This window comes from Variovorax boronicumulans (genome assembly GCF_019352895.1).
GTDB classification, from domain to species: Bacteria; Pseudomonadota; Gammaproteobacteria; order Burkholderiales; family Burkholderiaceae_C; genus Variovorax; species Variovorax boronicumulans_A.
In genome coordinates, this window is the sequence record NZ_JAAAFX010000004.1 from 370,042 (window position 1) to 390,470 (window position 20,429).

Annotated in this window: 20 protein-coding genes and 5 tRNA genes; 8 read left to right on the forward strand and 17 right to left on the reverse strand. The window is 67.8% G+C overall.

What is annotated here, in order from left to right:
* Nucleotides 1-5: 5 nt before the first annotated feature.
* Nucleotides 6-1,340 (reverse strand): MFS transporter, encoded by a 1,335-nt coding sequence (locus K0H49_RS03420; RefSeq protein WP_219209738.1) that lies wholly within the window; start codon nucleotides 1,338-1,340, stop codon nucleotides 6-8.
* Between the two features lie 126 nt (nucleotides 1,341-1,466).
* Complete coding sequence (locus tag K0H49_RS03425) at nucleotides 1,467-2,603, reverse strand: iron-containing alcohol dehydrogenase (RefSeq protein ID WP_219209739.1); 1,137 nt, start codon at nucleotides 2,601-2,603, stop codon at nucleotides 1,467-1,469.
* A 140-nt stretch (nucleotides 2,604-2,743) separates the two neighbouring features.
* Between K0H49_RS03425 and K0H49_RS03430 the strand changes: the two genes are divergently transcribed.
* Nucleotides 2,744-3,673, forward strand: a complete 930-nt coding sequence (locus tag K0H49_RS03430) for a LysR family transcriptional regulator (protein ID WP_219209740.1) — start codon at nucleotides 2,744-2,746, stop codon at nucleotides 3,671-3,673.
* Between the two features lie 124 nt (nucleotides 3,674-3,797).
* Here K0H49_RS03430 and K0H49_RS03435 read toward each other — a convergent pair.
* The 11 genes from K0H49_RS03435 to K0H49_RS03485 all read right to left on the reverse strand — a co-directional run bounded on the left by K0H49_RS03435 (nucleotide 3,798) and on the right by K0H49_RS03485 (nucleotide 11,495).
* Nucleotides 3,798-3,874 (reverse strand) — tRNA-Asp (locus K0H49_RS03435).
* 69 nt (nucleotides 3,875-3,943) lie between these two features.
* A tRNA-Glu gene (locus tag K0H49_RS03440) sits at nucleotides 3,944-4,019 on the reverse strand.
* 117 nt (nucleotides 4,020-4,136) lie between these two features.
* A tRNA-Asp gene (locus K0H49_RS03445) sits at nucleotides 4,137-4,213 on the reverse strand.
* Nucleotides 4,214-4,283: 70 nt separating this feature from the next.
* Nucleotides 4,284-4,359: transfer RNA gene (locus K0H49_RS03450), tRNA-Glu, on the reverse strand.
* Between the two features lie 62 nt (nucleotides 4,360-4,421).
* Nucleotides 4,422-4,497: transfer RNA gene (locus tag K0H49_RS03455), tRNA-Ala, on the reverse strand.
* A gap of 36 nt (nucleotides 4,498-4,533) precedes the next feature.
* The gene (gene gltX / locus K0H49_RS03460) at nucleotides 4,534-5,922 is read right to left on the reverse strand and encodes a glutamate--tRNA ligase (RefSeq protein ID WP_219209741.1); all 1,389 of its coding nucleotides are present in this window, start codon (nucleotides 5,920-5,922) and stop codon (nucleotides 4,534-4,536) included.
* Between the two features lie 7 nt (nucleotides 5,923-5,929).
* Nucleotides 5,930-7,147 carry an O-succinylhomoserine sulfhydrylase gene (locus K0H49_RS03465; RefSeq protein WP_219209742.1) on the reverse strand — a complete coding sequence of 406 codons (1,218 nt, stop codon included), beginning with the start codon at nucleotides 7,145-7,147 and terminating at the stop codon, nucleotides 5,930-5,932.
* 14 nt (nucleotides 7,148-7,161) lie between these two features.
* Nucleotides 7,162-8,664, reverse strand: coding sequence for an amidophosphoribosyltransferase (purF, locus tag K0H49_RS03470; RefSeq protein WP_219209743.1), 1,503 nt, complete (start codon nucleotides 8,662-8,664; stop codon nucleotides 7,162-7,164).
* A 15-nt stretch (nucleotides 8,665-8,679) separates the two neighbouring features.
* Nucleotides 8,680-9,168 carry a CvpA family protein gene (locus K0H49_RS03475; RefSeq protein WP_219209744.1) on the reverse strand — a complete coding sequence of 163 codons (489 nt, stop codon included), beginning with the start codon at nucleotides 9,166-9,168 and terminating at the stop codon, nucleotides 8,680-8,682.
* Nucleotides 9,169-9,183: 15 nt separating this feature from the next.
* A complete protein-coding gene (locus K0H49_RS03480; protein ID WP_219209745.1) occupies nucleotides 9,184-10,056 on the reverse strand; it encodes an SPOR domain-containing protein in 873 nt (290 codons plus the stop codon).
* A gap of 62 nt (nucleotides 10,057-10,118) precedes the next feature.
* Entirely contained in the window at nucleotides 10,119-11,495 is a 1,377-nt protein-coding gene (locus K0H49_RS03485) for a bifunctional folylpolyglutamate synthase/dihydrofolate synthase (RefSeq protein WP_257624573.1), read from the reverse strand.
* Between the two features lie 46 nt (nucleotides 11,496-11,541).
* Between K0H49_RS03485 and K0H49_RS03490 the strand changes: the two genes are divergently transcribed.
* The 4 genes from K0H49_RS03490 (at nucleotide 11,542) to argG (ending at nucleotide 14,381) form a co-directional block, all read left to right on the forward strand.
* A complete protein-coding gene (locus K0H49_RS03490; protein WP_219209747.1) occupies nucleotides 11,542-11,907 on the forward strand; it encodes an ArsC family reductase in 366 nt (121 codons plus the stop codon).
* 71 nt (nucleotides 11,908-11,978) lie between these two features.
* Complete coding sequence (locus tag K0H49_RS03495) at nucleotides 11,979-12,572, forward strand: hypothetical protein (protein WP_219209748.1); 594 nt, start codon at nucleotides 11,979-11,981, stop codon at nucleotides 12,570-12,572.
* A gap of 130 nt (nucleotides 12,573-12,702) precedes the next feature.
* The gene (gene ppnP, locus K0H49_RS03500; RefSeq protein WP_219209749.1) at nucleotides 12,703-13,026 is read left to right on the forward strand and encodes a pyrimidine/purine nucleoside phosphorylase; all 324 of its coding nucleotides are present in this window, start codon (nucleotides 12,703-12,705) and stop codon (nucleotides 13,024-13,026) included.
* Nucleotides 13,027-13,043: 17 nt separating this feature from the next.
* Entirely contained in the window at nucleotides 13,044-14,381 is a 1,338-nt protein-coding gene (gene argG / locus K0H49_RS03505; RefSeq protein ID WP_219209750.1) for an argininosuccinate synthase, read from the forward strand.
* A 59-nt stretch (nucleotides 14,382-14,440) separates the two neighbouring features.
* Here argG and K0H49_RS03510 read toward each other — a convergent pair whose 3' ends face one another.
* The 3 genes from K0H49_RS03510 to murB are packed head-to-tail and all read right to left on the reverse strand — an operon-like array spanning nucleotide 14,441 to nucleotide 16,789.
* Nucleotides 14,441-14,830, reverse strand: coding sequence for a thiol-disulfide oxidoreductase DCC family protein (locus tag K0H49_RS03510; protein WP_219209751.1), 390 nt, complete (start codon nucleotides 14,828-14,830; stop codon nucleotides 14,441-14,443).
* A 47-nt stretch (nucleotides 14,831-14,877) separates the two neighbouring features.
* A complete protein-coding gene (locus K0H49_RS03515) occupies nucleotides 14,878-15,732 on the reverse strand; it encodes a glycine-rich domain-containing protein (protein ID WP_219209752.1) in 855 nt (284 codons plus the stop codon).
* A 4-nt stretch (nucleotides 15,733-15,736) separates the two neighbouring features.
* On the reverse strand, nucleotides 15,737-16,789 hold the full coding sequence (gene murB / locus K0H49_RS03520; protein WP_219209753.1) for a UDP-N-acetylmuramate dehydrogenase: 1,053 nt from the start codon (nucleotides 16,787-16,789) through the stop codon (nucleotides 15,737-15,739).
* A 43-nt stretch (nucleotides 16,790-16,832) separates the two neighbouring features.
* Here murB and K0H49_RS03525 point away from each other — a divergent pair, with 43 nt between their 5' ends.
* Both K0H49_RS03525 and K0H49_RS03530 read left to right on the forward strand, forming a co-directional pair.
* Nucleotides 16,833-17,318: a YajQ family cyclic di-GMP-binding protein gene (locus tag K0H49_RS03525; protein WP_219209754.1), complete on the forward strand. Its 486-nt coding sequence runs from the start codon at nucleotides 16,833-16,835 to the stop codon at nucleotides 17,316-17,318.
* Nucleotides 17,319-17,320: 2 nt separating this feature from the next.
* A complete protein-coding gene (locus K0H49_RS03530) occupies nucleotides 17,321-17,974 on the forward strand; it encodes a retropepsin-like aspartic protease family protein (RefSeq protein ID WP_219209755.1) in 654 nt (217 codons plus the stop codon).
* On the opposite strand, the gene K0H49_RS03535 is transcribed toward K0H49_RS03530, so the two are convergent.
* On the reverse strand, nucleotides 17,971-18,933 hold the full coding sequence (locus K0H49_RS03535; protein ID WP_219212996.1) for a LysR family transcriptional regulator: 963 nt from the start codon (nucleotides 18,931-18,933) through the stop codon (nucleotides 17,971-17,973). The two genes, K0H49_RS03530 and K0H49_RS03535, sit on opposite strands and share 4 nt — an antisense overlap.
* Nucleotides 18,934-19,065: 132 nt before the next feature.
* Here K0H49_RS03535 and K0H49_RS03540 point away from each other — a divergent pair, with 132 nt between their 5' ends.
* On the forward strand, nucleotides 19,066-20,412 hold the full coding sequence (locus K0H49_RS03540; RefSeq protein WP_219209756.1) for a DUF3100 domain-containing protein: 1,347 nt from the start codon (nucleotides 19,066-19,068) through the stop codon (nucleotides 20,410-20,412).
* The last annotated feature ends 17 nt before the right edge of the window (nucleotides 20,413-20,429 follow it).

Genomic DNA, 20,429 nt, shown 5'->3' on the forward strand with positions numbered 1-20,429 from the left:
GGGAATCAGTCGTCCAGCGGCAGACCGCTGCGATCCTTGGCCACGCCCACCGCGACGATGGACACCAGCGCGCAGGCCGCCAGGAAGATCACCACGGGCACGTAGCTGCCGCTGAAGTAGGCGATCAGCGCCGTGGCGATCAAGGGCATCGGGCCGCCGACCAGCGCGGCACCGATCTGGTAGCCCAGCGACATGCCCGTGTAGCGGATGGCCGGCGGGAAGGCCTCGGCCAGCAGCGTGCCGATCATGGCGCCGTAGCTGGCCCAGATCACGCCCAGGCCCACGCCGACGGCCAGCGCCGCGGCCCAGACCGACTTCTGGTCCAGCAGCCAGAAGTACGGAAAGATCCACAGCAGGAAGGCCACGCTGCCGCCGATGAAGACCTTCTTGCGGCCGATCCGGTCCGACAGATGGCCGAAGAACAGCATGCAGGGGAAGGCGAGCAGCGCGCACACCAGCACGATGTTGAGAATGGTCGAGCGCGCGAAGCCGTGGTCCATCATGTAGGAGATGGTGAAGGTGGCGTAGAGGAAGAAGGTCGAGGTCTCGACCACCTTGGCGCCGATGGCGATCAGCACTTCGCGCCAGTGATGCTGCAGCGTCTCCTTGAGCGGAATGCGGGCGCTGCTGCGCGTGGCCTGGATCTTCTTGAACGACGGCGTCTCGCCCACGGCGTTGCGGATCCACATGCCGACCATCACCAGCACGATGGAGCCCACGAAGGGAATGCGCCAGCCCCACGCCAGGAAGGCTTCCTCGCTCATGCTCGCGCTCAGCAGCGAGGTGATGATGTTGCCCAGCGCGAGCCCCAGCACGGCGCCGGTCTGCGGCACGGCGCCATAGAAGCCGCGCTTGTGGCGCGGCGAGTACTCCACCGCCAGCAGCACGCCGCCGCCCCACTCGCCGCCCAGCGCCAGGCCCTGCATCAAGCGCAGCAAGGTCAGCAGCACGGGCGCCAGCAGGCCGATCTGCGCGTAGTTGGGCAAGAGCCCCATCAGCACGGTCGACACGCCCATCATCGAGAGCGTCATCGCCAGCGTCTTCTTGCGACCGATGCGGTCGCCGATGTGCGAGAAGATCACGCCCCCGATGGGCCGGATCAGGAAGGCCAGCGCGAAGGTGGCGAGCGCCATCATCTGGCTCACCAGTGCGTTGTCGCTGGGGAAGAACTGCTTCGCGAAGATGATGGACGACATCGTTCCGTAGAGGAAGTAGTCGTACCACTCGATGGTGCTGCCCACGGCACTGCCGAGCAGCGCGCGTCGGCGCTCGGCCTCGGGGACCAGGGTTTCCTTGTCGTGGGCGGCGGTGCCCAGGTTGTCGAGAGGGGTGCTGCTCATGTCTCCACCGTCAATTGGTTTGGCTGTTGCTGCCGATGCGGTTCATCGGTCGAAGAAAAGCCCGCCGGCCGCCGCGAAGCGAACACGGCGGGCGGGCCTGGGGGGCTTGGGGTCCGGAGGTCCGGACTACATGGACTGGCGCAGCATCTCGACGTAATCGGCGGCGCTGGCTTCACGCGGGTTGGTGCGGTGGCTGTGGTCGGCCAGCGCGCCCTGCACGATCTGCGCGAACATGTCTTCGGTCACGCCCAGCTCCGAGAGGCCCGTGGGCAGGTTCAGCGCCCGCGACTTGGTGACCAGCGCCTCTTCCACCGAGACCGATCCGGCCAGGCCCATCACCTGGGACAGGCGCGCGATCTTGTCCTCGCGCACCACCGATTCGGCACCACGGTTGAAGCGGATCACCGCCGGCAGCAGGATCGCGTTGAGCGTGCCGTGGTGCAGCCTTGGATTGATGCCGCCCAGCGAATGGCTCAGGCTGTGCACGCAACCCAGCCCCTTCTGGAAGGCCAATGCGCCCTGCAGTGACGCGCTCATCATGTTCAGCCGCGCGTCGAGGTCGGAGGGCTGGCTCACGGCCCCTTCGATGTGGCGCCAGGCGCGCCACAGGCCGTCGAGTGCAATGCCGTCCGCGGGCGGATTGAAGGCCGGCGCCAGGAAGGTCTCGATGCAGTGCGCGATCGCGTCCATGCCGGTGGCCGCGGTCAGCCCGGCCGGCAGCGCCAGCGTGAGTTCAGGATCGCAGATCGCGACCTTGGGGATCACATGCGGCGAGATGATGCCGACCTTGCGCCCGTCGTCGAGGATGATGATCGCGCCGCGCCCCACTTCGCTGCCCGTGCCGGCGGTGGTCGGCACCGCGACGATAGGCAGCGTGGCGGCCGTGATCTTGAGCGCACCGCCTTCGATCAGCGCGAACTGGCGCAGCGGGCCGTCGTGGCGCGCAGCCACGGCCACGGCCTTGGCCAGGTCGATCGAGGAGCCGCCGCCCACGGCCACGATGCCGTTGCAGTCCGCACGCTGGAGGGCTTCCACGCCGGCGCGCACCGCCGATTCGGACGGGTTGGGGGGTGTGCCATCGAACACCGCCAGATCCGCGTGGCCCAGCGTGGCGGCCACCTTGTCGATGATGCCGACGGCGCGCACGCCCTTGTCGGTCACGATCAAAGGATTTGTAATACCCAACCTGTCGCAAACCTCTTTCAGTTCGACAAGTGATCCCGCACCGAAGCGGATCTCGGTCACGTAGTTGATGAGTGCCATTTTTCCTCTGTCTGCAAACGCCTCACGGCTGTGAGAAGACCGCGAGTCTATGAACGGACAAGGCGCTCGTACACTGACGGCTTTCCATAGCGATATAACTTCTATTCATAGTGAACAGCGCACCCAGTTTGAATTCCGTGATGTCGCGGCTGCATGCCAAGCAGCTTCGGCTGCTCATCGCGATCGAGGAAAGCGGCTCCCTGCTGGGCGCCGCCGACAAGGTCGGCCTGACGCAACCCGGCGCGAGCAAGGCGCTGAGCGAGCTGGAAGCGACCTTGAAGGTGACGCTGTTCAAGCGCACCAACCGCGGCCTGATTCCGACCGAGGCCGGCCAATGCGCGCTTCGCTTCGCGCGCCTCATCCAGTCCGACATCGACAAGCTGCGCTTCGAGCTGGAGGCCATCGCCAGCGGCGCCGGCGGACACCTGGCGATCGGCACCATCATGGGCGCCGCCCCGCTGCTGTCCGACGCGGTGTCCAGCCTGCTCAAGCAGCAGCCGCACATGTCGGTGGAAATCGTGGAGGACACCAGCGAGACGCTGCTCGGCCTGATCGAGCGCGGGCGGCTCGACGCGGCGATCTGCCGCTCGTCCGTGAGCCGCAACCCGGGCGTCTACGAGGCGCTGTTCGTGAAGGACGAGACGCTTTCGGTGATTGCCAACGTGCGCCATCCGGCCATGGGCGCCGAGGCGGTCGAACTCCGGGAATTGCAGGACAGCCGCTGGGTGGTCTACCGCGCGCACATGCCCATGCGCAGGTTGCTCGAGCGCGAGTTCCACGAAGCGCAGCTCAACTTTCCGCAGCACCTCATCGAAACGACCTCGGCGCTGACCACCCTCACCCTGCTGGGACGCAACACCGACCTGGTGGCGCTGGTCTCGGACGACGTCGCCAACTACTTCTGCCACAACGGTCTCGTGGGGACCCTTGCGCTCAAGCTCAGGTCCCGCAGCGAGCCCTACGAGTTGGTGCTGAGGAAAGGAGTGCCCAGAAGTCCGGCGCTGGTGCTGCTGATGAAGGCGCTCGAGCCGCCACCGAACCCGCGGGCCGGCGAGGTCTTGCCTGCTTAGCGACGACGGCGGGGACCGCACACCCCGCCAGGATCAGATGTTTGACCACGAACATTTTTTCAGGACCTGCGCGCCCAAAACAAAAAAGGGTTAGCAGACATGCATCTGCTAACCCTTATCGATATGGCGGAGCGGACGGGACTCGAACCCGCGACCCCCGGCGTGACAGGCCGGTATTCTAACCAACTGAACTACCACTCCTGGTAGACAACGTTCGCTCCTTGCGGAGCCGAGTGCTGACGACTCGTACCTGCTTCACTTGCGTGAAACTGGCGACCCTACGGGGATTCGAACCCCGGTAGCCACCGTGAAAGGGTGGTGTCCTAGGCCTCTAGACGATAGGGTCGAAAAACCTGGGGAACCGCGCTGCGATCAGCGTTTGTCCTTTGCTCTTGCGAGACTTCTTTGGCCCAAAAAAATACCCACTTGCAGTGGGTACTTCCGAGGCGAACCTCGTGAACCTTGGCGGAGCGGACGGGACTCGAACCCGCGACCCCCGGCGTGACAGGCCGGTATTCTAACCAACTGAACTACCACTCCTGGTAGACAACGTTCACTCCTTGCGGAGCCGAGTGCTGACAACTCGTTGCCTGCTTCACTTGCGTGAAACTGGCGACCCTACGGGGATTCGAACCCCGGTAGCCACCGTGAAAGGGTGGTGTCCTAGGCCTCTAGACGATAGGGTCAAAACCTTAGGAACCGTGCTGAGATCAGCACTTATCTTCTTCAAACACTCTCGACACTTTAATGGTGGAGGTAAACGGGATCGAACCGATGACCTCTTGCATGCCATGCAAGCGCTCTCCCAGCTGAGCTATACCCCCGTGTGGGTGTCGAGCCTCGAATTATAGCCCGAAAAATCAGGCCTTTTTCAGACGTTCGATAACTTTTTCGCGGGAAAAAATTTCGATCACTGAATCGAGGGACGGTGTCTGCGATGTTCCCATCACAAGCACTCGTACTGGCATCGCCAACACCGGCATTTTCAATGCATGTGCGGCGAGAACTTCCTTAATCATAGCTGCGATTGAGGCCCGATCCCAGGCGACAGTCATCAATTTTTCAACGAGTGTGGCGATCGCTGGCTTCACCGCATCGGTGAGGTGCTGCGCGCGGTCGGCGTCGCTCACTTCGATGTCGGCATAGAAGGCCGAAGCCCAGTCGGCGAGCGCCACAGTGGTCTCGCAACGGTCCTTGAACAGCGTGCAAATCGCGCTCAGTCGCGCATCCGACGCGATGCCGCGTTTCTGCAGCTGCGCCGCCACCAGCGGCGCGAGTTCGTCGCCGGTCTTCGCCTTGATGTACTGCGCGTTGACCCAGGCGAGCTTGGCCGCATCCCACTGCGCGGGGCTCTTCGACAGGTGCGAGCCGTCGAACCAGCTCACCATCTGCTCGCGCGTGAAGAGTTCGTCGTCGCCGTGGCTCCAGCCCAGGCGCGCGAGGTAGTTCAGCATCGCCTCGGGCAGGTAGCCGTTCTCTTCGTAGGCCGTGACGCTCACCGCGCCGCGGCGCTTCGACAGCTTCTGGCCGTCGTCGCCCAGGATCACCGGCACGTGGCCGAAGGCCGGCAGCGCCGCACCCAGCGCGCGGAAGATGTTGATTTGCCACGGCGTGTTGTTGATGTGCTCGTCGCCGCGGAACACGTGCGTGATGGCCATGTCCCAGTCGTCGACCACCACCGCGAAGTTGTAGGTCGGCACACCGTCGGGCCGCAGGATGATCAGGTCGTCGATCTCGCGGTTGTTGATGGTGATCTCGCCCTTGACCAGGTCGTTCCAGGTCACGTCGCCTTCGGGCGGATTGCAGAAGCGCACCACCGGCGGCACGCCTTCGGGCACGGGCGGCAGCACCTTGCCGGGCTCGGGGCGCCAGCGACGGTCGTACAGCGTCTTCTCGTTGCGCGCACGTTGCGCTTCGCGCATCTCGTCGAGCTCGGCCGGCGAGCAGTAGCAGTGGTAGGCCTTGCCCTCGGCGATCAGCTTCGCGACGACTTCGCGGTAGCGCTCGAGGCGCTGCATCTGGTAGATCGGGCCTTCGTCGTAGTCCAGGCCCAGCCAGTGCATCGAGGCCAGGATCTGGTCGGTCGAGTCCTGCGTGGAACGGGCCACATCGGTGTCTTCGATGCGCAGCACGAACTCGCCGCCGTGGTGGCGGGCATAGGCCCACGAATAGAGCGCGGTACGGGCCGTGCCCAGGTGGAGGAAGCCGGTGGGCGACGGTGCGATGCGGGTTCTAACTTTGCCGGTCATGTCGTTCTCAGGAATTCAGGGTGCTCAGGCCACGCTGCAGGTCGGCCGTGATGTCGTCGATGTATTCGAGGCCGACCGCGAGGCGGATCAGCCCCTGGCCGATGCCTGCAGCCTGGCGCTGCGCCTCGGTGAGCCGGCCGTGCGAGGTCGTGCCGGGGTGCGTGATGATGGTCTTGGTGTCGCCCAGGTTGGTGGCGATGCTCACCACCCGCGTGCTGTTGATCACGTGGAAGGCGTTGGTGCGCGCGGCTTCCGGGTCGTCGCCGACCACGTCGAAGGACACCACCGCCCCGCCCTGCCCCGACTGCTGGCGCATGGCGAGCGCGTGCTGCGCATGCGATGCGAGACCGGGGTAGTAGACACGTGCGATGCCGGGCTGCTGCTCGAGCCACTGCGCCACGGCCAGCGCGTTGGCGCATTGCGCCTTCATGCGGATGCCCAGCGTTTCCATGCCCTTGAGCACGACCCACGCGTTGAACGGCGACAGCGCCATGCCGGCGGTGCGGACCACCGGGCCGAACACGTCGACGATGAGCTTCGAGGGTCCGCAGATCGCGCCGGCCATCACGCGGCCCTGGCCGTCGAGGTACTTGGTGCCCGAATGGATCACGAGGTCGGCGCCCAGTTCGGTCGGGCGCTGCAGGATCGGCGTGCAGAAGCAGTTGTCGACCGCCAGCAGCGCGCCGGCGCCATGCGCCAGATCGGCCAGTGCCCGGATGTCGCAGACCTCGGTCAGCGGATTGGTCGGCGTCTCGGCGAACAGCAGTTTCGTGTGGGGCTTGAGCGCCGCGCGCCATTCGGCGACGTCGGTCTGCGAGACGAAGGTGGTCTCGACGCCGAACTTGGCGAACTCCTTGCCGAACAGGTTCAGCGTGGAGCCGAACACCGAGCGCGAGCAGATCACGTGGTCGCCGGCCTTGAGCAGGCCCATGCACATCATCAGGATCGCACCCATGCCGGTCGAGGCGCCGATCGCGGCCTCGGTGCCTTCGAGCGCGGCCAGCCGCTGCTCGAAGCTGGCCACCGTGGGGTTGGAGGTGCGCGAGTAGGTGAAGCCGGCCTCGGTGCCCGCAAAGCGGCGCATCGAGGTTTCGGCGTCGGGCTGCACGAAGCCGCTGGTCAGGAACAGGGCTTCGGAATGCTCGCCGTGCTGGCTCGGCGCCAGGCCGGTGCGCAGCGCGAGCGTGTCGCGGTGCAGGCCTTCGGGCAGGGTGCGATCGGTCACGGGGGGCCTCTTGTTCAGCTCGGATTGGGCAGCGCCAGGCGCGACGAGTCTTCCTCGGTTTCCTCGACGCGCGGACGGTTGCCGTTCATGCGGCTGATCGCGTCGGCATCGATGTCGCCCGTGACGTAGACGCCGTCGAAGCAGGAGGCATCGAAGCCGTCGAGCTTGGGGTTGAGCGAACCGATGGCGCGCTTCATGGCATCGACGTCCTGGTAGATCAGCGCGTCGCAGCCGATCAGCTCGCGGATCTGCTCGACGGTGCGGTCGTGCGCCACGAGTTCGTCCTTGGTCGGCATGTCGATGCCGTAGACGTTGGGGTAGCGCACGGGCGGCGCCGCGCTGGCCAGGTAGACCTTGCGGGCGCCGGCATCGCGCGCCATCTGCACGATCTCGCGGCTGGTGGTACCGCGCACGATCGAGTCGTCGACCAGCAGCACGTTGCGGCCCTTGAATTCGCTCGCGATCACGTTGAGCTTCTGGCGCACCGACTTCTTGCGCACGCCCTGCCCCGGCATGATGAAGGTGCGGCCCACGTAGCGGTTCTTCACGAAGCCTTCGCGGTAGGGCACACCCAGCAGATGCGCCAGCTGCGTCGCGCTCGGGCGGCTCGATTCGGGGATCGGGATGATCACGTCGATCTCGTTGGGCGGCACGGTCGAGACCACGCGCTTGGCCAGCGTCTCGCCCAGGTTCAGGCGCGCCTGGTAGACCGAGATGCCATCGAGCACCGAGTCCGGACGCGCGAGGTAGACGAATTCGAAGATGCAGGGATTCAGCGTCGGTGCCTCGGCGCACTGCATCGAATGCACCTTGCCCTCGAGGTCGATGAACACCGCCTCGCCGGGCGCGATGTTGCGCTCGAACACATGGCCCGAGCCTTCGAGCGCCACCGATTCGCTGGCGATCATGACGGTACCGTCGGCAGGGTTGCGGCCCATCGCCAGCGGGCGGATGCCGTACGGGTCGCGGAAGGCCAGCAGGCCGTGGCCGGCGATCAGCGACACCACGGCGTAAGAGCCGCGCAGGCGCTTGTGCATGCTCTTGACGGCCTCGAAGATCTCGGCCGGGTTCAGCGGCACGCCGCGCGAGGAGCGCTCGAGCTCGTGCGCCAGCACGTTGAGCAGCACTTCGGAGTCGCTCTCGGTGTTGGTGTGGCGGTGGTCGGTCGAGAACAGCTCCGCACGCAAGGCGTGGGCATTGGTCAGGTTGCCGTTGTGCACCAGCACCAGGCCGAAGGGCGCGTTCACGTAGAAGGGCTGGGCCTCTTCTTCGCTGTAGGCGTTGCCCGCGGTCGGGTAGCGCACCTGGCCCAGGCCCACGTTGCCGGGCAGCGCGCGCATGTTGCGGGTGCGGAACACGTCGCGCACCATGCCTTTGGCCTTCTGCATGAAGAACTTGCGTTCCAGCAGCGTGACGATGCCGGCCGCATCCTGGCCGCGATGCTGCAACAGCAGCAGCGCGTCATAGAGCAGCTGATTGACGGGCGCGTTGCTGACAACGCCGACGATTCCACACATGGGACTTTTTCCTTCTCAGGGCAGGTAACTGGCCAACTTCTCTGGCAGTGCAGGCTTCAACCCCTGCAACGCCGCATCCAGGACGACTGCGCTGTGCGATTCGCGCCACCAGGCGCTGTCGCTCAACGTCAGCAAATGAACAACCACCGCCATCGCCAGCAGCGCCACCGCGCCGCGCGCCAGCCCGAAGGCCGCGCCGAGCAGGCGGTCGACCGGGCGCAGCCCCACGGCGGCGATCAGCTTGCGCGTCACCGAGGCCACGAGGCCCACGGCGAAGGCCGCCGCCACGAACAGCAGCACGAAGGCCAGCGCATAGCGCCACGAAGCCTCCGGGTCGCCGTCGATGGGCAGCCAAGCCGCCAAGTCCGCCGCAAACCATTGCGCGCAGAAGAAGGCGACCACCCAGCCGGCCAGCGATATCACTTCGAACACCAGCCCGCGCACCAGGCCGAACATCAACGACACCGCGAGCAGCGCGACGGCGATCCAGTCGAGCAGGGCCACGTCGGCGCGCGGTGACTACAAGCTGAGGACGGCCGCGGGCAAGGACAAGCCCTTGACGCGACCCGCCGCGCGCTCCGCCTCGGCGCGCGAGGCGAAGGGACCGACCCGCACACGCGTGCGTTCGCCGTCGGGGGTCTTCGCGACATGGGTGTAGGTCTTGAGTCCGGCCTTCTCCAGCTTCTGGCGCACCTCGCGCGCCTTCTCGGCCTCGGCGAAGGCACCGACCTGCACGACGAAGCGTCCGTCGTCGTCGGTGGCTGCGGCGGGCTTGACCGCCGCGGCGGCAGCAGCGGCCGGCGGCTTGCCGTCGAGCAGCGCGCGGGCACGGGCGCCATCGTCGGCCGGCGGCTTGGCGGCCACCGCGGGCTTGGGCTCGGGCTTCGGCTCGTGCCGGACCTCGGGTTTGGGCTCGGGCTTCGGTTTGGCTTCGGGCTTGGGCTCCGGCCGGGTCTCGGCTGGCGGCGCAGCCGTCACGGGCCTGTCGGCCGGCAGTTCGCGGCCATCGGCCGTCTCGGTGATGACGCCGTTGGACGAGCCGCTGTTGCTGGCCACGCGGGTGCGGTTGTCGGGGGCCGGCGCCGCCGGAGCAGGTGCTGGTGCTGGCGCCTGGGCAACGGGGGCGGCGGGCGCCACCGGTGCCGGCAGCGGCGCGACCTTGTTGCGGTCGGGAATCTCGATGGGGATGTCGACCGCCACCGGACGCGGCTGGGTGTCGAACAGCAGCGGGAAGCCGATCACGCCGACCAGCACCAGCACCGCGGCGCCCAGCAGCCGGTGGCGTGCGCGGCGCCGCATGGCGTCCACGCTTTCGGCCGGGGCCGCCGCCACGCTGGCGTTGCGCCCTTCATTGGCGGGTTGGCCACGTGAGCGGAACTTGAAAAACGCCATGAGTTCGATCCCTGATGAGAGCAGCGCGGTGTGTGGTTGCGAAGGGCCCGGACACCCGCCGATCAGGCGCCTGAGAGCAGGTGTTTGGCCTGCAGGCGGGGCGTCCCGTGCGCGAGCACGCCACCCACCGTGAAGAACGATCCGAAGACCACGATTCTATCAGTGGGGTTTGCGGCATCGATGGCCGCCTGCAGCGCCGCCATGGGCTCCGCGTGCACGCTGCCGCTCGCGTCCTTGCGTGTGTTCTGGGCCTGCCACCGGGCCAGCAGGTCGGCCGCGGACGCGGCGCGCGGCGTGGGCAGGTCGGTGAAGTACCAGCGGTCGATCAGTGGGCCGATGCGCGCCAACATCGGCGCCAGGTCCTTGTCGGCCATCACACCGAAAACGGCATGGGTGGTCGGGGAGAAACCCATGGCATCGAGGTTCTCGGCCAGCGCGGCCACCGCGTGGGCGTTGTGGGCCACGTCGAGCACCAGCGTGGGCTCGCCCGGCACGATCTGGAAGCGGCCGGGCAGCTCGACCATCGCCAGGCCGGTGCGCACCGCCTGGGCGGTGATCGGCAGCCGCTGGCGCAACGCTTCGAGCGCGGCCAGCACGCCGGCCGCGTTCAGCAACTGGTTGGCACCGCGCAGCGCGGGGTAGGCCAGGCCGCTGTAGCGCCGGGAAAACTGGACAGCCCCCGGCTGCTGCGCAGCCACCCCCCGCGGGGGTGCGCCTTCGCCTTGGGGCGGCCCGGCGGCTGCGGCGCGGCCGCTCCAGCCCCACTGCTGCTTGTCTCCCGAGACATTGAAGTCGTGGCCGAAGCGCCACAGGTCGGCACCGATGGCCTGCGCATGGTCGATCACGCTTTGCGGTGGCACCGGGTCGCTCACGATGGCCGGACGGCCGGGCCGCAGGATGCCGGCCTTCTCGAAGCCGATGCTCTCGCGGTCGGGACCGAGGTATTCCATGTGGTCGAGGTCGATGCTGGTGATCACCGCGCAGTCGGCGTCGATGATGTTCACCGCGTCGAGCCGCCCGCCCAGGCCGACCTCGAGGATCGCCACGTCCGACTGGCTCGCGGCCATGCAGCGCAGGATGGCCAGCGTGGTGAGTTCGAAATAGGTCAGCGGGATCTCGGCGCGCGTCTGTTCCACGGCCTCGAAGTGCGGCACCAGTTCGGCGCCGTCGATGGCCTCGCCGTTCAGCCGCAGCCGTTCCTCGAAGCGCACCAGGTGCGGCGAGGTGAAGACGGCGGTGCGGTAGCCCGCGTGGCGCAGGATCGATTCCAGCATCGCGCAGGTCGAGCCCTTGCCGTTGGTGCCGGCCACGGTGATCACCGGGCAATCGAAGGCCAGGCCCAGTCGCTGGGCCACGGCGCGGATGCGCTCCAGCCCGAGTTCGATGGTCTTGGGGTGCTGTTGCTCGGCGTGCGCGAGCCAGTCGGCGAGGGTTTTCATGGAGGCCGGGATTGTCGCCGACCTGCCGCATGGGCATGATCCCGCCATGACAACAACCCTCTACGGCATTCCGAACTGCGACACCGTCAAGCGCGCCCGCGCCTGGCTCGACACCCACGGCGTGGGCTATCGCTTCCACGATTTCAAGAAGGACGGCGTGCCCGAAGCCGAACTCGACCGCTGGCTGCAGGCGCCTGGTTGGGAAGCGCTGGTCAACCGCCGCGGCACCACCTGGCGCAAGCTCGACGACGACACCCGGGCCGCGGTGGTCGATGCGGCCTCGGCGCGCACGGTGCTGCTGGCGAACCCGAGCCTGATCAAGCGGCCCGTGGTGCACTGGGCCGGCCGGCCCGATGTCACAACCGGTTTCGATGCCGAGGGCTGGGCCGCCCTGGCCAAGACGGACAATTGAACCCGGCCGCGCCGATTGCATCCAACCGGACCGAATGGGGGCCGTCCGCTCCCTTGTTGAAGGAGATTGCCATGCGCAACAAACTGTTTTCACCCGCTTCCGCTGCCGTGCTCGGCCTGTCGCTGGCGGCGGCCCTGGCCAGTGGGGGCGCATGGGCGCAGACCTCCCTGTCGTCCCAGCCCTCGCAGCAGGTCCAGGCCCGCGTGATCTCCGCCACCCAGGTCACCGACGCCCAGGGGCGCCCGGGCTACGACGTGGCCTACGAATACCAGGGGCGTCGCTACACCACCCACACCGACAGCCATCCCGGCGCCACGATCCCGATCGAAGTCAATGCCTACGGCGTCGCCGCACTGCCGACGTCCCCGCAATCGCCAGGCGAATACGCGACACAGGCCCCCGGCGGCTCGCCCTGGGACGGCGTGGTGCCCGAGCAGGGCATGGTCGTCTCGGGCGGCGGTGCGGCACCGGCGCCGGTGTACTACACGCCGCCGGTCGTCTACTCGGCGCCGGTCTATGCCCCCGCGCCGGTCTATGTGGCGCCGGCCTATGGGTATGGCTACGGCGGCTATGGCTACGCGCCCTATGCCTATCCCCCGATCGGCCTGTCGCTGAACCTCGGCTATTCGCGTGGCTGGGGCGGCGGGCGCGGCCGCTGGCGCTGAGCGCGTCCGGGCACGCGGGCCGCAAGCCCTAAAATCGCTGGCTTTTCCACCGGGACGACAATCGCTCGCTGCACGCGGCGGGCCTTCGCCCCTTTTTCCAGCCCGAGCGCGCCAGCGCCCTGCCCTTCACATGACCATCAACGAATCCCTCAGCTGCACTGCGGTCGCGACCAAGGCCAACGTCTATTTCGACGGCAAGTGCGTGAGCCACAACCTCACGTTGGCCGACGGCACGAAGAAGTCGGTCGGCGTGATCCTTCCCGCCACGCTCACCTTCAATACCGGCGCGCCCGAGATCATGGAAGGCACGTCGGGCCGCTGCGAGTACCTGCTGTCGGGCAGCAGCGAATGGGTCGCTTCGGGTGCGGGCGAGCAGTTCAGCGTGCCGGGCAACTCCAGCTTCCAGATCCGCGTGAGCGGCGAGCCCTACAGCTACATCTGCCACTTCGGCTGAACCGCGGACCTCAAGACATGTCGACCATCCTGCAAAACGTTCCCGCCGGCCAGAAGGTCGGCATCGCCTTCTCCGGCGGCCTCGACACCAGCGCCGCGCTGCACTGGATGCGCAACAAGGGCGCGATCCCCTATGCGTACACCGCCAACCTCGGCCAGCCCGACGAGCCCGACTACGAAGAGATCCCGCGCAAGGCGATGCAGTACGGCGCCGAGCTGGCCCGCCTGATCGACTGCCGCAGCCAGCTGGCCGCCGAAGGCCTCGCCGCCCTGCAGGCCGGCGCCTTCCACGTGACCACCGCGGGCGTGACCTACTTCAACACCACGCCGCTGGGCCGCGCGGTCACCGGCACCATGCTGGTGTCGGCCATGAAGGAAGACGACGTCCACATCTGGGGCGACGGCAGCACCTACAAGGGCAACGACATCGAGCGCTTCTACCGCTACGGCCTGCTCACCAACCCCTCGCTCAAGATCTACAAGCCCTGGCTCGACCAGCTGTTCATCGACGAGCTGGGCGGACGCGCCGAGATGTCGGCCTTCATGACGGCCGCGGGCTTCGGCTACAAGATGTCGGCCGAGAAGGCCTACTCGACCGACTCCAACATGCTGGGCGCCACGCACGAGGCCAAGGACCTCGAGCACCTGGACAGCGGCATGAAGATCGTGAACCCGATCATGGGCGTCGCGTTCTGGAAGGACGAAGTCGAAGTCAAGCGCGAAGAGGTCACGGTGCGCTTCGAGGAAGGCCGCCCGGTCGCCCTCAATGGCCGCGAGTACCCCGACCTGGTCGAGCTGATCCTCGAGGCCAACCGCATCGGCGGCCGCCACGGCCTGGGCATGAGCGACCAGATCGAGAACCGGATCATCGAGGCCAAGAGCCGCGGCATCTACGAGGCCCCGGGCCTGGCGCTGCTGTTCATCGCCTACGAGCGCCTGGTCACCGGCATCCACAACGAGGACACCATCGAGCAGTACCGCGACAGCGGCCGCAAGCTCGGTCGCCTGCTCTACCAGGGCCGCTGGTTCGACCCGCAGGCCATCATGCTGCGCGAAGCCGCCCAGCGCTGGGTGGCGCGCGCCATCACCGGCGAAGTCACGGTCGAACTGCGCCGCGGCAACGACTACTCGATCCTCAACACCGTGTCGTCCAACCTGACCTACAAGCCCGAGCGGCTGAGCATGGAAAAGGTCGAAGGCGCGTTCTCGCCGGCCGACCGCATCGGCCAGCTGACGATGCGCAACCTGGACATCATCGACACGCGCGACAAGCTGGCCATCTACACCAAGACCGGCCTGCTCTCGCAAGGCAGCGGCGCCTCGCTGCCGAAGCTGACGAACGACGGCGACAAGTAATCGCTTGCAGCCCCCAAGAAAAAACCACCGCGAGGTGGTTTTTTTTCGGGTCTGTCGGCTCAGTCGAGAAAGCGCTGCGCGTGGTCGGCCGGCGGCATCAGGCAGGTCTCGCTGCGGCCGAACCAGCGGTAGCGGTGGCGCGCCAGCACGTGGTAGAGCGCATCGCGCAGCGGCGCGGGCACCGCCCACGCGGCCCAGGCCAGCCGCCAGGGCCAGCCCAGTGCATGCAGCACGCGCAGGATGGCGGCGGTCTGCTGCCAGATGCGCTCGCCGTCGACCAGCAGCAGCGTCTGCAGGCCATCGACCTGCAGGCCGGCGCGCGCCAGCAGCGCCTGGCCGTTCGCGCCCTGGATCGAGGCGAAACGCAGCACGCCGCGCCGGTCGTGGCGCAACAGGAAGCGCACCCAGCCGTCGCACAGCAGGCACTGCGCATCGAAGACGACGGTCATGCGAGCGCCCTCGTGCCTGTCCGATGGCGCCGTGGCCGTGGCCGTGCTCAATCGCCGCCTCCCCCACCGCCGCAGCCGCCGCCACCGCAGCCCGAACCGCTGTCGCTGCTGCCGCTGTCGCTGGCACCGCCGCCATCGCTCGAGCCACCACCGTCGCTGCCGCTGCCACTGCTGCTCGATTCACTGCCGCCGAAACCGCCGGCATCGCCCGAGCCTGAACCCGAGTGGCCGAAGTCGCTGCCGCAATGGGCGCCCGAGGACGAAGCCCGGTCGATGGCGCCGCAGTCGGGCACGTAGCTGAAGCCGCCCGCGACCGCGAACTTGGCGTCGAGCGCGAACAGCAGCGGCAGCCGGCTTGGCTGGCGCGGATCGATGCTCTCTTCCTTGCAAGCCCAGTACCAGCTGCGGCGCAGGCCGTCGTTGCGCTGGGCACTGCGGCCCAGCACCTCGGCGGGCGTGTGGTGCAGCATGCCGCCGAAGGCGGAGCGGCACCACTGGGCATAGGCCTCGGTATGAAGGATGAACTCGTGCCAGGCCGCGTCGACCACCTTCGAGGGCATGCCGACGAACTTGCGGTCGCTGCGCAGGTGCGCCATGAAGAACTGGCGCAGGCCGCGCAGCACCAGTTCGGCATCGCGCTGCTGCAGCTGCGGGTAGGCCGCGCGCAGCTTGCCGACCAGGAAGGGCGGCAGCCGCGCCTCGCGCACGAACTGCCGGCGCGCGCTGGCCTGCCAGGCCTTGAAGGCCGCGTTGAGCAGGAAGCAGACCACCAGGCCCGCCACCAGCACACCGACGCTCTGCGTGGCGGCCCCGGCCACGATGGCCACGTACCAGATCAGCCAACGCGCCCACTGCAGCGCCGCGATGCGCTTGCGGAAATTGAGCGACGAAAGCGCCGTCACGCCGTCACACGACGACCGGCTCGGGCTCGAGCCGGATGCCGAAGCGCTCGTAGACGCTGGTCTGGATCGCCTTGGCCAGGGTCATGACCTCGCCGCCGGTCACCGGGTCCTCGCGACCGCCGCGGTTGACCAGCACCAGCGCCTGCCGCTCATAGACGCCGGCGTTGCCGACCGACTTGCCCTTCCAGCCGCAGGCGTCGATGAGCCAGCCGGCCGCCAGCTTGATGCTGCCGTCGTCCATCGGGTAGTGCACGATCTTCGGGTCGCGCGCGATGATGTCGGCGCACTGCTCGGGTGTCACCGTCGGGTTCTTGAAGAAGCTGCCGGCGTTGCCCAGCACGCGCCAGTCGGGCAGCTTGGCCCGGCGGACCGCGCAGACCCAGTCGAAGACGTCCTTGGCGTCGGGCGTGAAGTTGCCCGTTTCTTCCATCTTGCGTTCGAGGTCGAGGTAGCCGACCACCGCCTTCCAGGGCTTGGGCAGGCGGAAGCGCACGCGCGTGATCAGCGCGCGCCCGGCCAGGCCGAAGTCGTTGCCGCCGCTGGCCACATGCTTGAACACCGAATCGCGGTAGCCGAAGGCGCACTGGGCCGCGTCGAGCGTGAAGGCGCGGCCGGTTTCCAGGTCGATCGCGTCGAGCGACTCGAAGCGGTCCTGCAGCTCGATGCCGTAGGCGCCGATGTTCTGCACCGGGGCACCGCCCACGGTGCCGGGGATCATCGCGAGGTTCTCGAGGCCGGGGAAGCCGCTCTCCACCGTCCACTGCACCATGTCGTGCCAGACCTCGCCGGCGCCGGCCTCGACGATCCAGGCGCGGTCGTTTTCCTCGACCAGGCGCAGCCCGCGGATCTCGACCTTGAGCACCAGCGGCTTGACGTCGCCGGTCAGCACGATGTTGCTGCCGCCGCCGAGCACGAATTTGGGCGCGTCGCGCCAGGCCGCATCGGCGCGCAAGGCGGCCACGTCCGCCTCGCTGGCGATGCGGACCAGATGCTGCGCACGCGCGACGATGCCGAAGCTGTTGTACGGCTGCAGCGGGACGTTGGACTCCACGATCATGGGAGAATTGTCGCATTCACGTTGAGCCATCCGAGGAGCCTGCATGCCGTCATTCGACACCGTCTGCGAACCGAACCTGCCCGAAGTCAAGAATGCCGTCGAAAACACGGCCAAGGAGATCGGCACGCGCTTCGATTTCAAGGGAACGGCCGCCGCCGTCGAACTGAAGGACAAGGAGATCACGATGATCGGCGACGCCGAGTTCCAGCTGGTCCAGGTCGAGGACATCCTGCGCGCCAAGCTGACCAAGCGCAGCGTCGACGTGCGTTTCCTCGACAAGGGCGACGTGCAGAAGATCGGCGGCGACAAGGTCAAGCAGGTCATCAAGGTCAAGAGCGGCATCGAGACCGAGACTTCCAAGAAGATTCAGCGCCTGATCAAGGACAGCAAGCTCAAGGTGCAGGCCGCGATCCAGGGCGACGCGGTGCGCGTGACCGGCGCCAAGCGCGACGATCTGCAGGCGGCCATGGCGCTGATCAAGAAGGACGTGCCGGACATGCCGCTGACCTTCAACAACTTCCGCGACTGACCATGTCCGCGCCCCGGCTGGGCATCGTGGCCGTGCTCGCCCTGTGCGCGGGCGGGGCCTTGGCGCAGTCGAACTCGGTCATGCTGACCGGCACCATCGGCAGCCGCGCGATCCTGGTGGTCAACGGCGGTGCGCCCAAGACGGTCGCGGTGGGCGAGAAATACCAGAACGTCCGCCTCGTGTCGCTGCAGGACGGCCAGGCGGTGATCGAATCGGCCGGCCAGCGCCTGACGCTGCGCATGGACACGCCGGTGAGCGTGGGCGCCAGCGGCGGGGGCGGCGGCAACGGCTCGCGCATCGTGCTCAATGCCGACAGCCGCGGCCATTTCATGAGCGCGGGCACGATCAACGGGCGCAGCGTCAGCTTCATGCTCGACACCGGCGCCACCACGGTGGCGATGTCGTCCGCCGATGCGGTGCGCATCGGCCTGGATTTCCAGAAGGGCACGCCCGTGCAGATCAACACCGCCAACGGCGTCGTGCAGGGCTACCGGATGCGGCTCGATTCGGTGCGCGTGGGCGACGTGGAAGTGCGCGACATCGACGCCATCGTCTCGCAGCAGTCCATGCCCTGGGTGCTGCTGGGCAACAGCTTCATCGGCCGCTTCTCGATGCGGCGCGACGCCGAGCAGATGGTGCTCGAGCGCCGCTTCTAAGGCTTGCGCCGGGCCGCGGGGCGATCGCCCACCGCGGCGGCACCGGGCCCCAGGGTGCCGGCCATGTCGCGCACGATCACGCCCAGCAGCGTCGTGGCCGCGGGCGACAGCACCCGCCCATGGCGTGACACCACCTGGCTGCGGCCCTGGTTCAGCAGCGGATTCTTCATCGGCAACGCGATCAGCTCCGGCGTGTCCAGGTGCGCGGGCAGGGACAGGCGCGTGCCCAGCGCGTAGCCCAGTCCCGCGGCCGCGAAGTGCCCGATGGCGCCGAAGGACGAGGTGGTCAGCAAGGTGTTCAGCCGCACGCCCTCGCTGATCTCGGCCGCTTCGACATGCTGGCGGATGCCGAAGCTGCGATGGAGCATCGCCCCCGGGTAGGGCAACAGGTCGGACAGCGTCAGCGGCCGGCCGATCCGCGCCAGCGGATGCGAGGCCAGCACCAGCGTCTGGATCGGATGCGCGTGCACATGGTGCGAGCGCAGGCGCTCGTCCTGGTGCGGCAGGAACAGCAGCCCGATGTGTGCGCGCTCCTCGACCACCCGCTGCAGGATCTCGTCGCTGCTGCCCACGTCGAGGTTCACGCTGATCTTCGGATGCGAGGCCATGAAGCTGCGCAGGCTGTGGCGCATCAGCCAGTCGACGAAGCCTTCGCCCACGATCAGGTCCACATGGCCGCGCTCGACCTTGCGGATGCTGTCCATCTGCGCCATCAGGCTCTGCTTCTGGTTGTGCTGGCGCCGCACATAGCCCGCGAGCAGCAGGCCGGCATCGGTCGGCACCACGCCGCGCCCGCGGCGCTCGAACAGCCGCATGCCGCATTCGTCCTCGAGGATGCCGATCGCCCGGCTCACCGCCGACGGGTCCATGTCCAGCGCCTCGGCCGCGCCCCGGACCGAGCCGCTCTCGATCACCTGCATGAAGTAGCGCATGCGGCGCGCCTCGAGCTTGTCGTCCATGGTGTTCATGCCCCAAGTGTTGCATTGAATGCAACAAAAATCCGCATCCCAAGCCATTGATGCATGAAGTCTCTTGCCGGAGACTCGCGGTCGCTTTCACCGGACGACCCTTCTCACCCCCCTCCCAACACCATGACCTCCGCCCGTGCGGCCGCAATGCCGGCCCCTCCCGTCGCCGTCGCCGGCCGCGGCAAACTCAAGCTCCTCGTCGTCACGCTGGCCGTGGTGGCGCTGGCCGAATGGATCGGACCGGCCCAGTTCAAGCTGGGACCGGGCCGGATCGTGCTGTTGCCGATGCTGTGGGCGCTGCTGCTCGCCGCGGCCCTCGGCCTCGCCGAGCGCCGGGTCCCGGCGCCGCTGCGGATCGGCCACAGCCTGCAGACCTGCGCGGGCGGCCTGCTCAACGCCGGCCTGCTGCTGTTCGTGGTCAAGCTGGGCCTGACGGTCGGGGCCTTCCTGCCGCAGGTGCGCCAGGCCGGCTGGGCGCTGCTGTTCCAGGAGTTCGGCCATGCCTTCGGCACGCTGGCGCTGGGCCTGCCGCTGGCGCTGCTGCTGGGCATCAAGCGCGAGGCCGTGGGCGCCACCTTCTCGGTGGGCCGCGAGGGCAACCTGGTGATCATCGGCGAGAAGTACGGCATGCAGTCGCCCGAGGGCCGCGGCGTGCTGGCCGAGTACATCACCGGTACCGTGCTGGGCGCGCTGTTCATCGCGGTGCTCGCGGGCTTCATCACCAGCCTGAACATCTTCGATCCGCGCTCGCTGGCCATGGGCGCCGGCGTGGGCTCGGGCAGCATGATGGCGGCGGCCATGGGCGCGATCGCCGCGCAGCAGCCCGCCGCACAGGTGCCGCAGCTCACCGCCATCGCCGCCGCCGCGAACCTGATCACGATGGTGGTCGGCTTCTACTTCACGCTCTTCCTTTCGCTGCCGGCCTGTTCCTGGCTCTACGGCAAGCTCGAACCCGTGCTCGGCCGCTTCTCGAAGCGCCAGGGCACCGACGTCGGCGCGGTGCCGGGCGCGGGCGGCGCGGGCGGCGTGGTCGCCCATGAATTGCCGCTGGCAGACAGCGTGCTGGCCTGGTTGCTGATGGCCGCGGCCGTCGTCGTGGGCAATGCGCTGTCGTACCAGGTGGCGCCGCTGGACTCGCTGATCGGCATGGCGATCGTCGTCGCGATCGTCGCGGCGGTCGACCTGCTCAAGCGCGCCGTGCCCAGGCTGCCGCTGGTGCTCGTGCTCTCGGTGCTCGCGACGCTGGTCGGCGTGCCAGGCCTGCTGCCCTTCTCCGACGCGGTGATCGCGCTGACGGCCAAGCTCAACTTCATGGCCTTCACGACGCCTGTGCTGGCGCTGGCCGGCTTCTCGGTGGCCAAGGACCTGCCGATCTTCCGGCAACTCGGCTGGCGCATCGTCGTGGTCTCACTGACCGCGACGGCCGGCACCTTCCTGGGTGCCACGCTGATCGCCGAGCTTTTCCACTGATCCGGAGCACAGAAAAA

What these genes read in the sequence shown, in the direction of transcription:
- argG (WP_219209750.1), top strand. Translation starts at nt 13,044, where the DNA reads ATGTCGACCATCCTGCAAAACGTTCCCGCCGGCCAGAAGGTCGGCATC.
- K0H49_RS03485 (WP_257624573.1), bottom strand. Translation starts at nt 11,495, where the DNA reads ATGAAAACCCTCGCCGACTGGCTCGCGCACGCCGAGCAACAGCACCCC.
- K0H49_RS03535 (WP_219212996.1), bottom strand. Translation starts at nt 18,933, where the DNA reads ATGGACGACAAGCTCGAGGCGCGCCGCATGCGCTACTTCATGCAGGTG.
- K0H49_RS03530 (WP_219209755.1), top strand. Translation starts at nt 17,321, where the DNA reads ATGTCCGCGCCCCGGCTGGGCATCGTGGCCGTGCTCGCCCTGTGCGCG.
- K0H49_RS03510 (WP_219209751.1), bottom strand. Translation starts at nt 14,830, where the DNA reads ATGACCGTCGTCTTCGATGCGCAGTGCCTGCTGTGCGACGGCTGGGTG.
- gltX (WP_219209741.1), bottom strand. Translation starts at nt 5,922, where the DNA reads ATGACCGGCAAAGTTAGAACCCGCATCGCACCGTCGCCCACCGGCTTC.
- K0H49_RS03540 (WP_219209756.1), top strand. Translation starts at nt 19,066, where the DNA reads ATGACCTCCGCCCGTGCGGCCGCAATGCCGGCCCCTCCCGTCGCCGTC.
- murB (WP_219209753.1), bottom strand. Translation starts at nt 16,789, where the DNA reads ATGATCGTGGAGTCCAACGTCCCGCTGCAGCCGTACAACAGCTTCGGC.
- K0H49_RS03480 (WP_219209745.1), bottom strand. Translation starts at nt 10,056, where the DNA reads ATGGCGTTTTTCAAGTTCCGCTCACGTGGCCAACCCGCCAATGAAGGG.
- K0H49_RS03495 (WP_219209748.1), top strand. Translation starts at nt 11,979, where the DNA reads ATGCGCAACAAACTGTTTTCACCCGCTTCCGCTGCCGTGCTCGGCCTG.
- K0H49_RS03420 (WP_219209738.1), bottom strand. Translation starts at nt 1,340, where the DNA reads ATGAGCAGCACCCCTCTCGACAACCTGGGCACCGCCGCCCACGACAAG.
- K0H49_RS03425 (WP_219209739.1), bottom strand. Translation starts at nt 2,603, where the DNA reads ATGGCACTCATCAACTACGTGACCGAGATCCGCTTCGGTGCGGGATCA.
- K0H49_RS03525 (WP_219209754.1), top strand. Translation starts at nt 16,833, where the DNA reads ATGCCGTCATTCGACACCGTCTGCGAACCGAACCTGCCCGAAGTCAAG.
- ppnP (WP_219209749.1), top strand. Translation starts at nt 12,703, where the DNA reads ATGACCATCAACGAATCCCTCAGCTGCACTGCGGTCGCGACCAAGGCC.
- K0H49_RS03490 (WP_219209747.1), top strand. Translation starts at nt 11,542, where the DNA reads ATGACAACAACCCTCTACGGCATTCCGAACTGCGACACCGTCAAGCGC.
- purF (WP_219209743.1), bottom strand. Translation starts at nt 8,664, where the DNA reads ATGTGTGGAATCGTCGGCGTTGTCAGCAACGCGCCCGTCAATCAGCTG.
- K0H49_RS03430 (WP_219209740.1), top strand. Translation starts at nt 2,744, where the DNA reads ATGTCGCGGCTGCATGCCAAGCAGCTTCGGCTGCTCATCGCGATCGAG.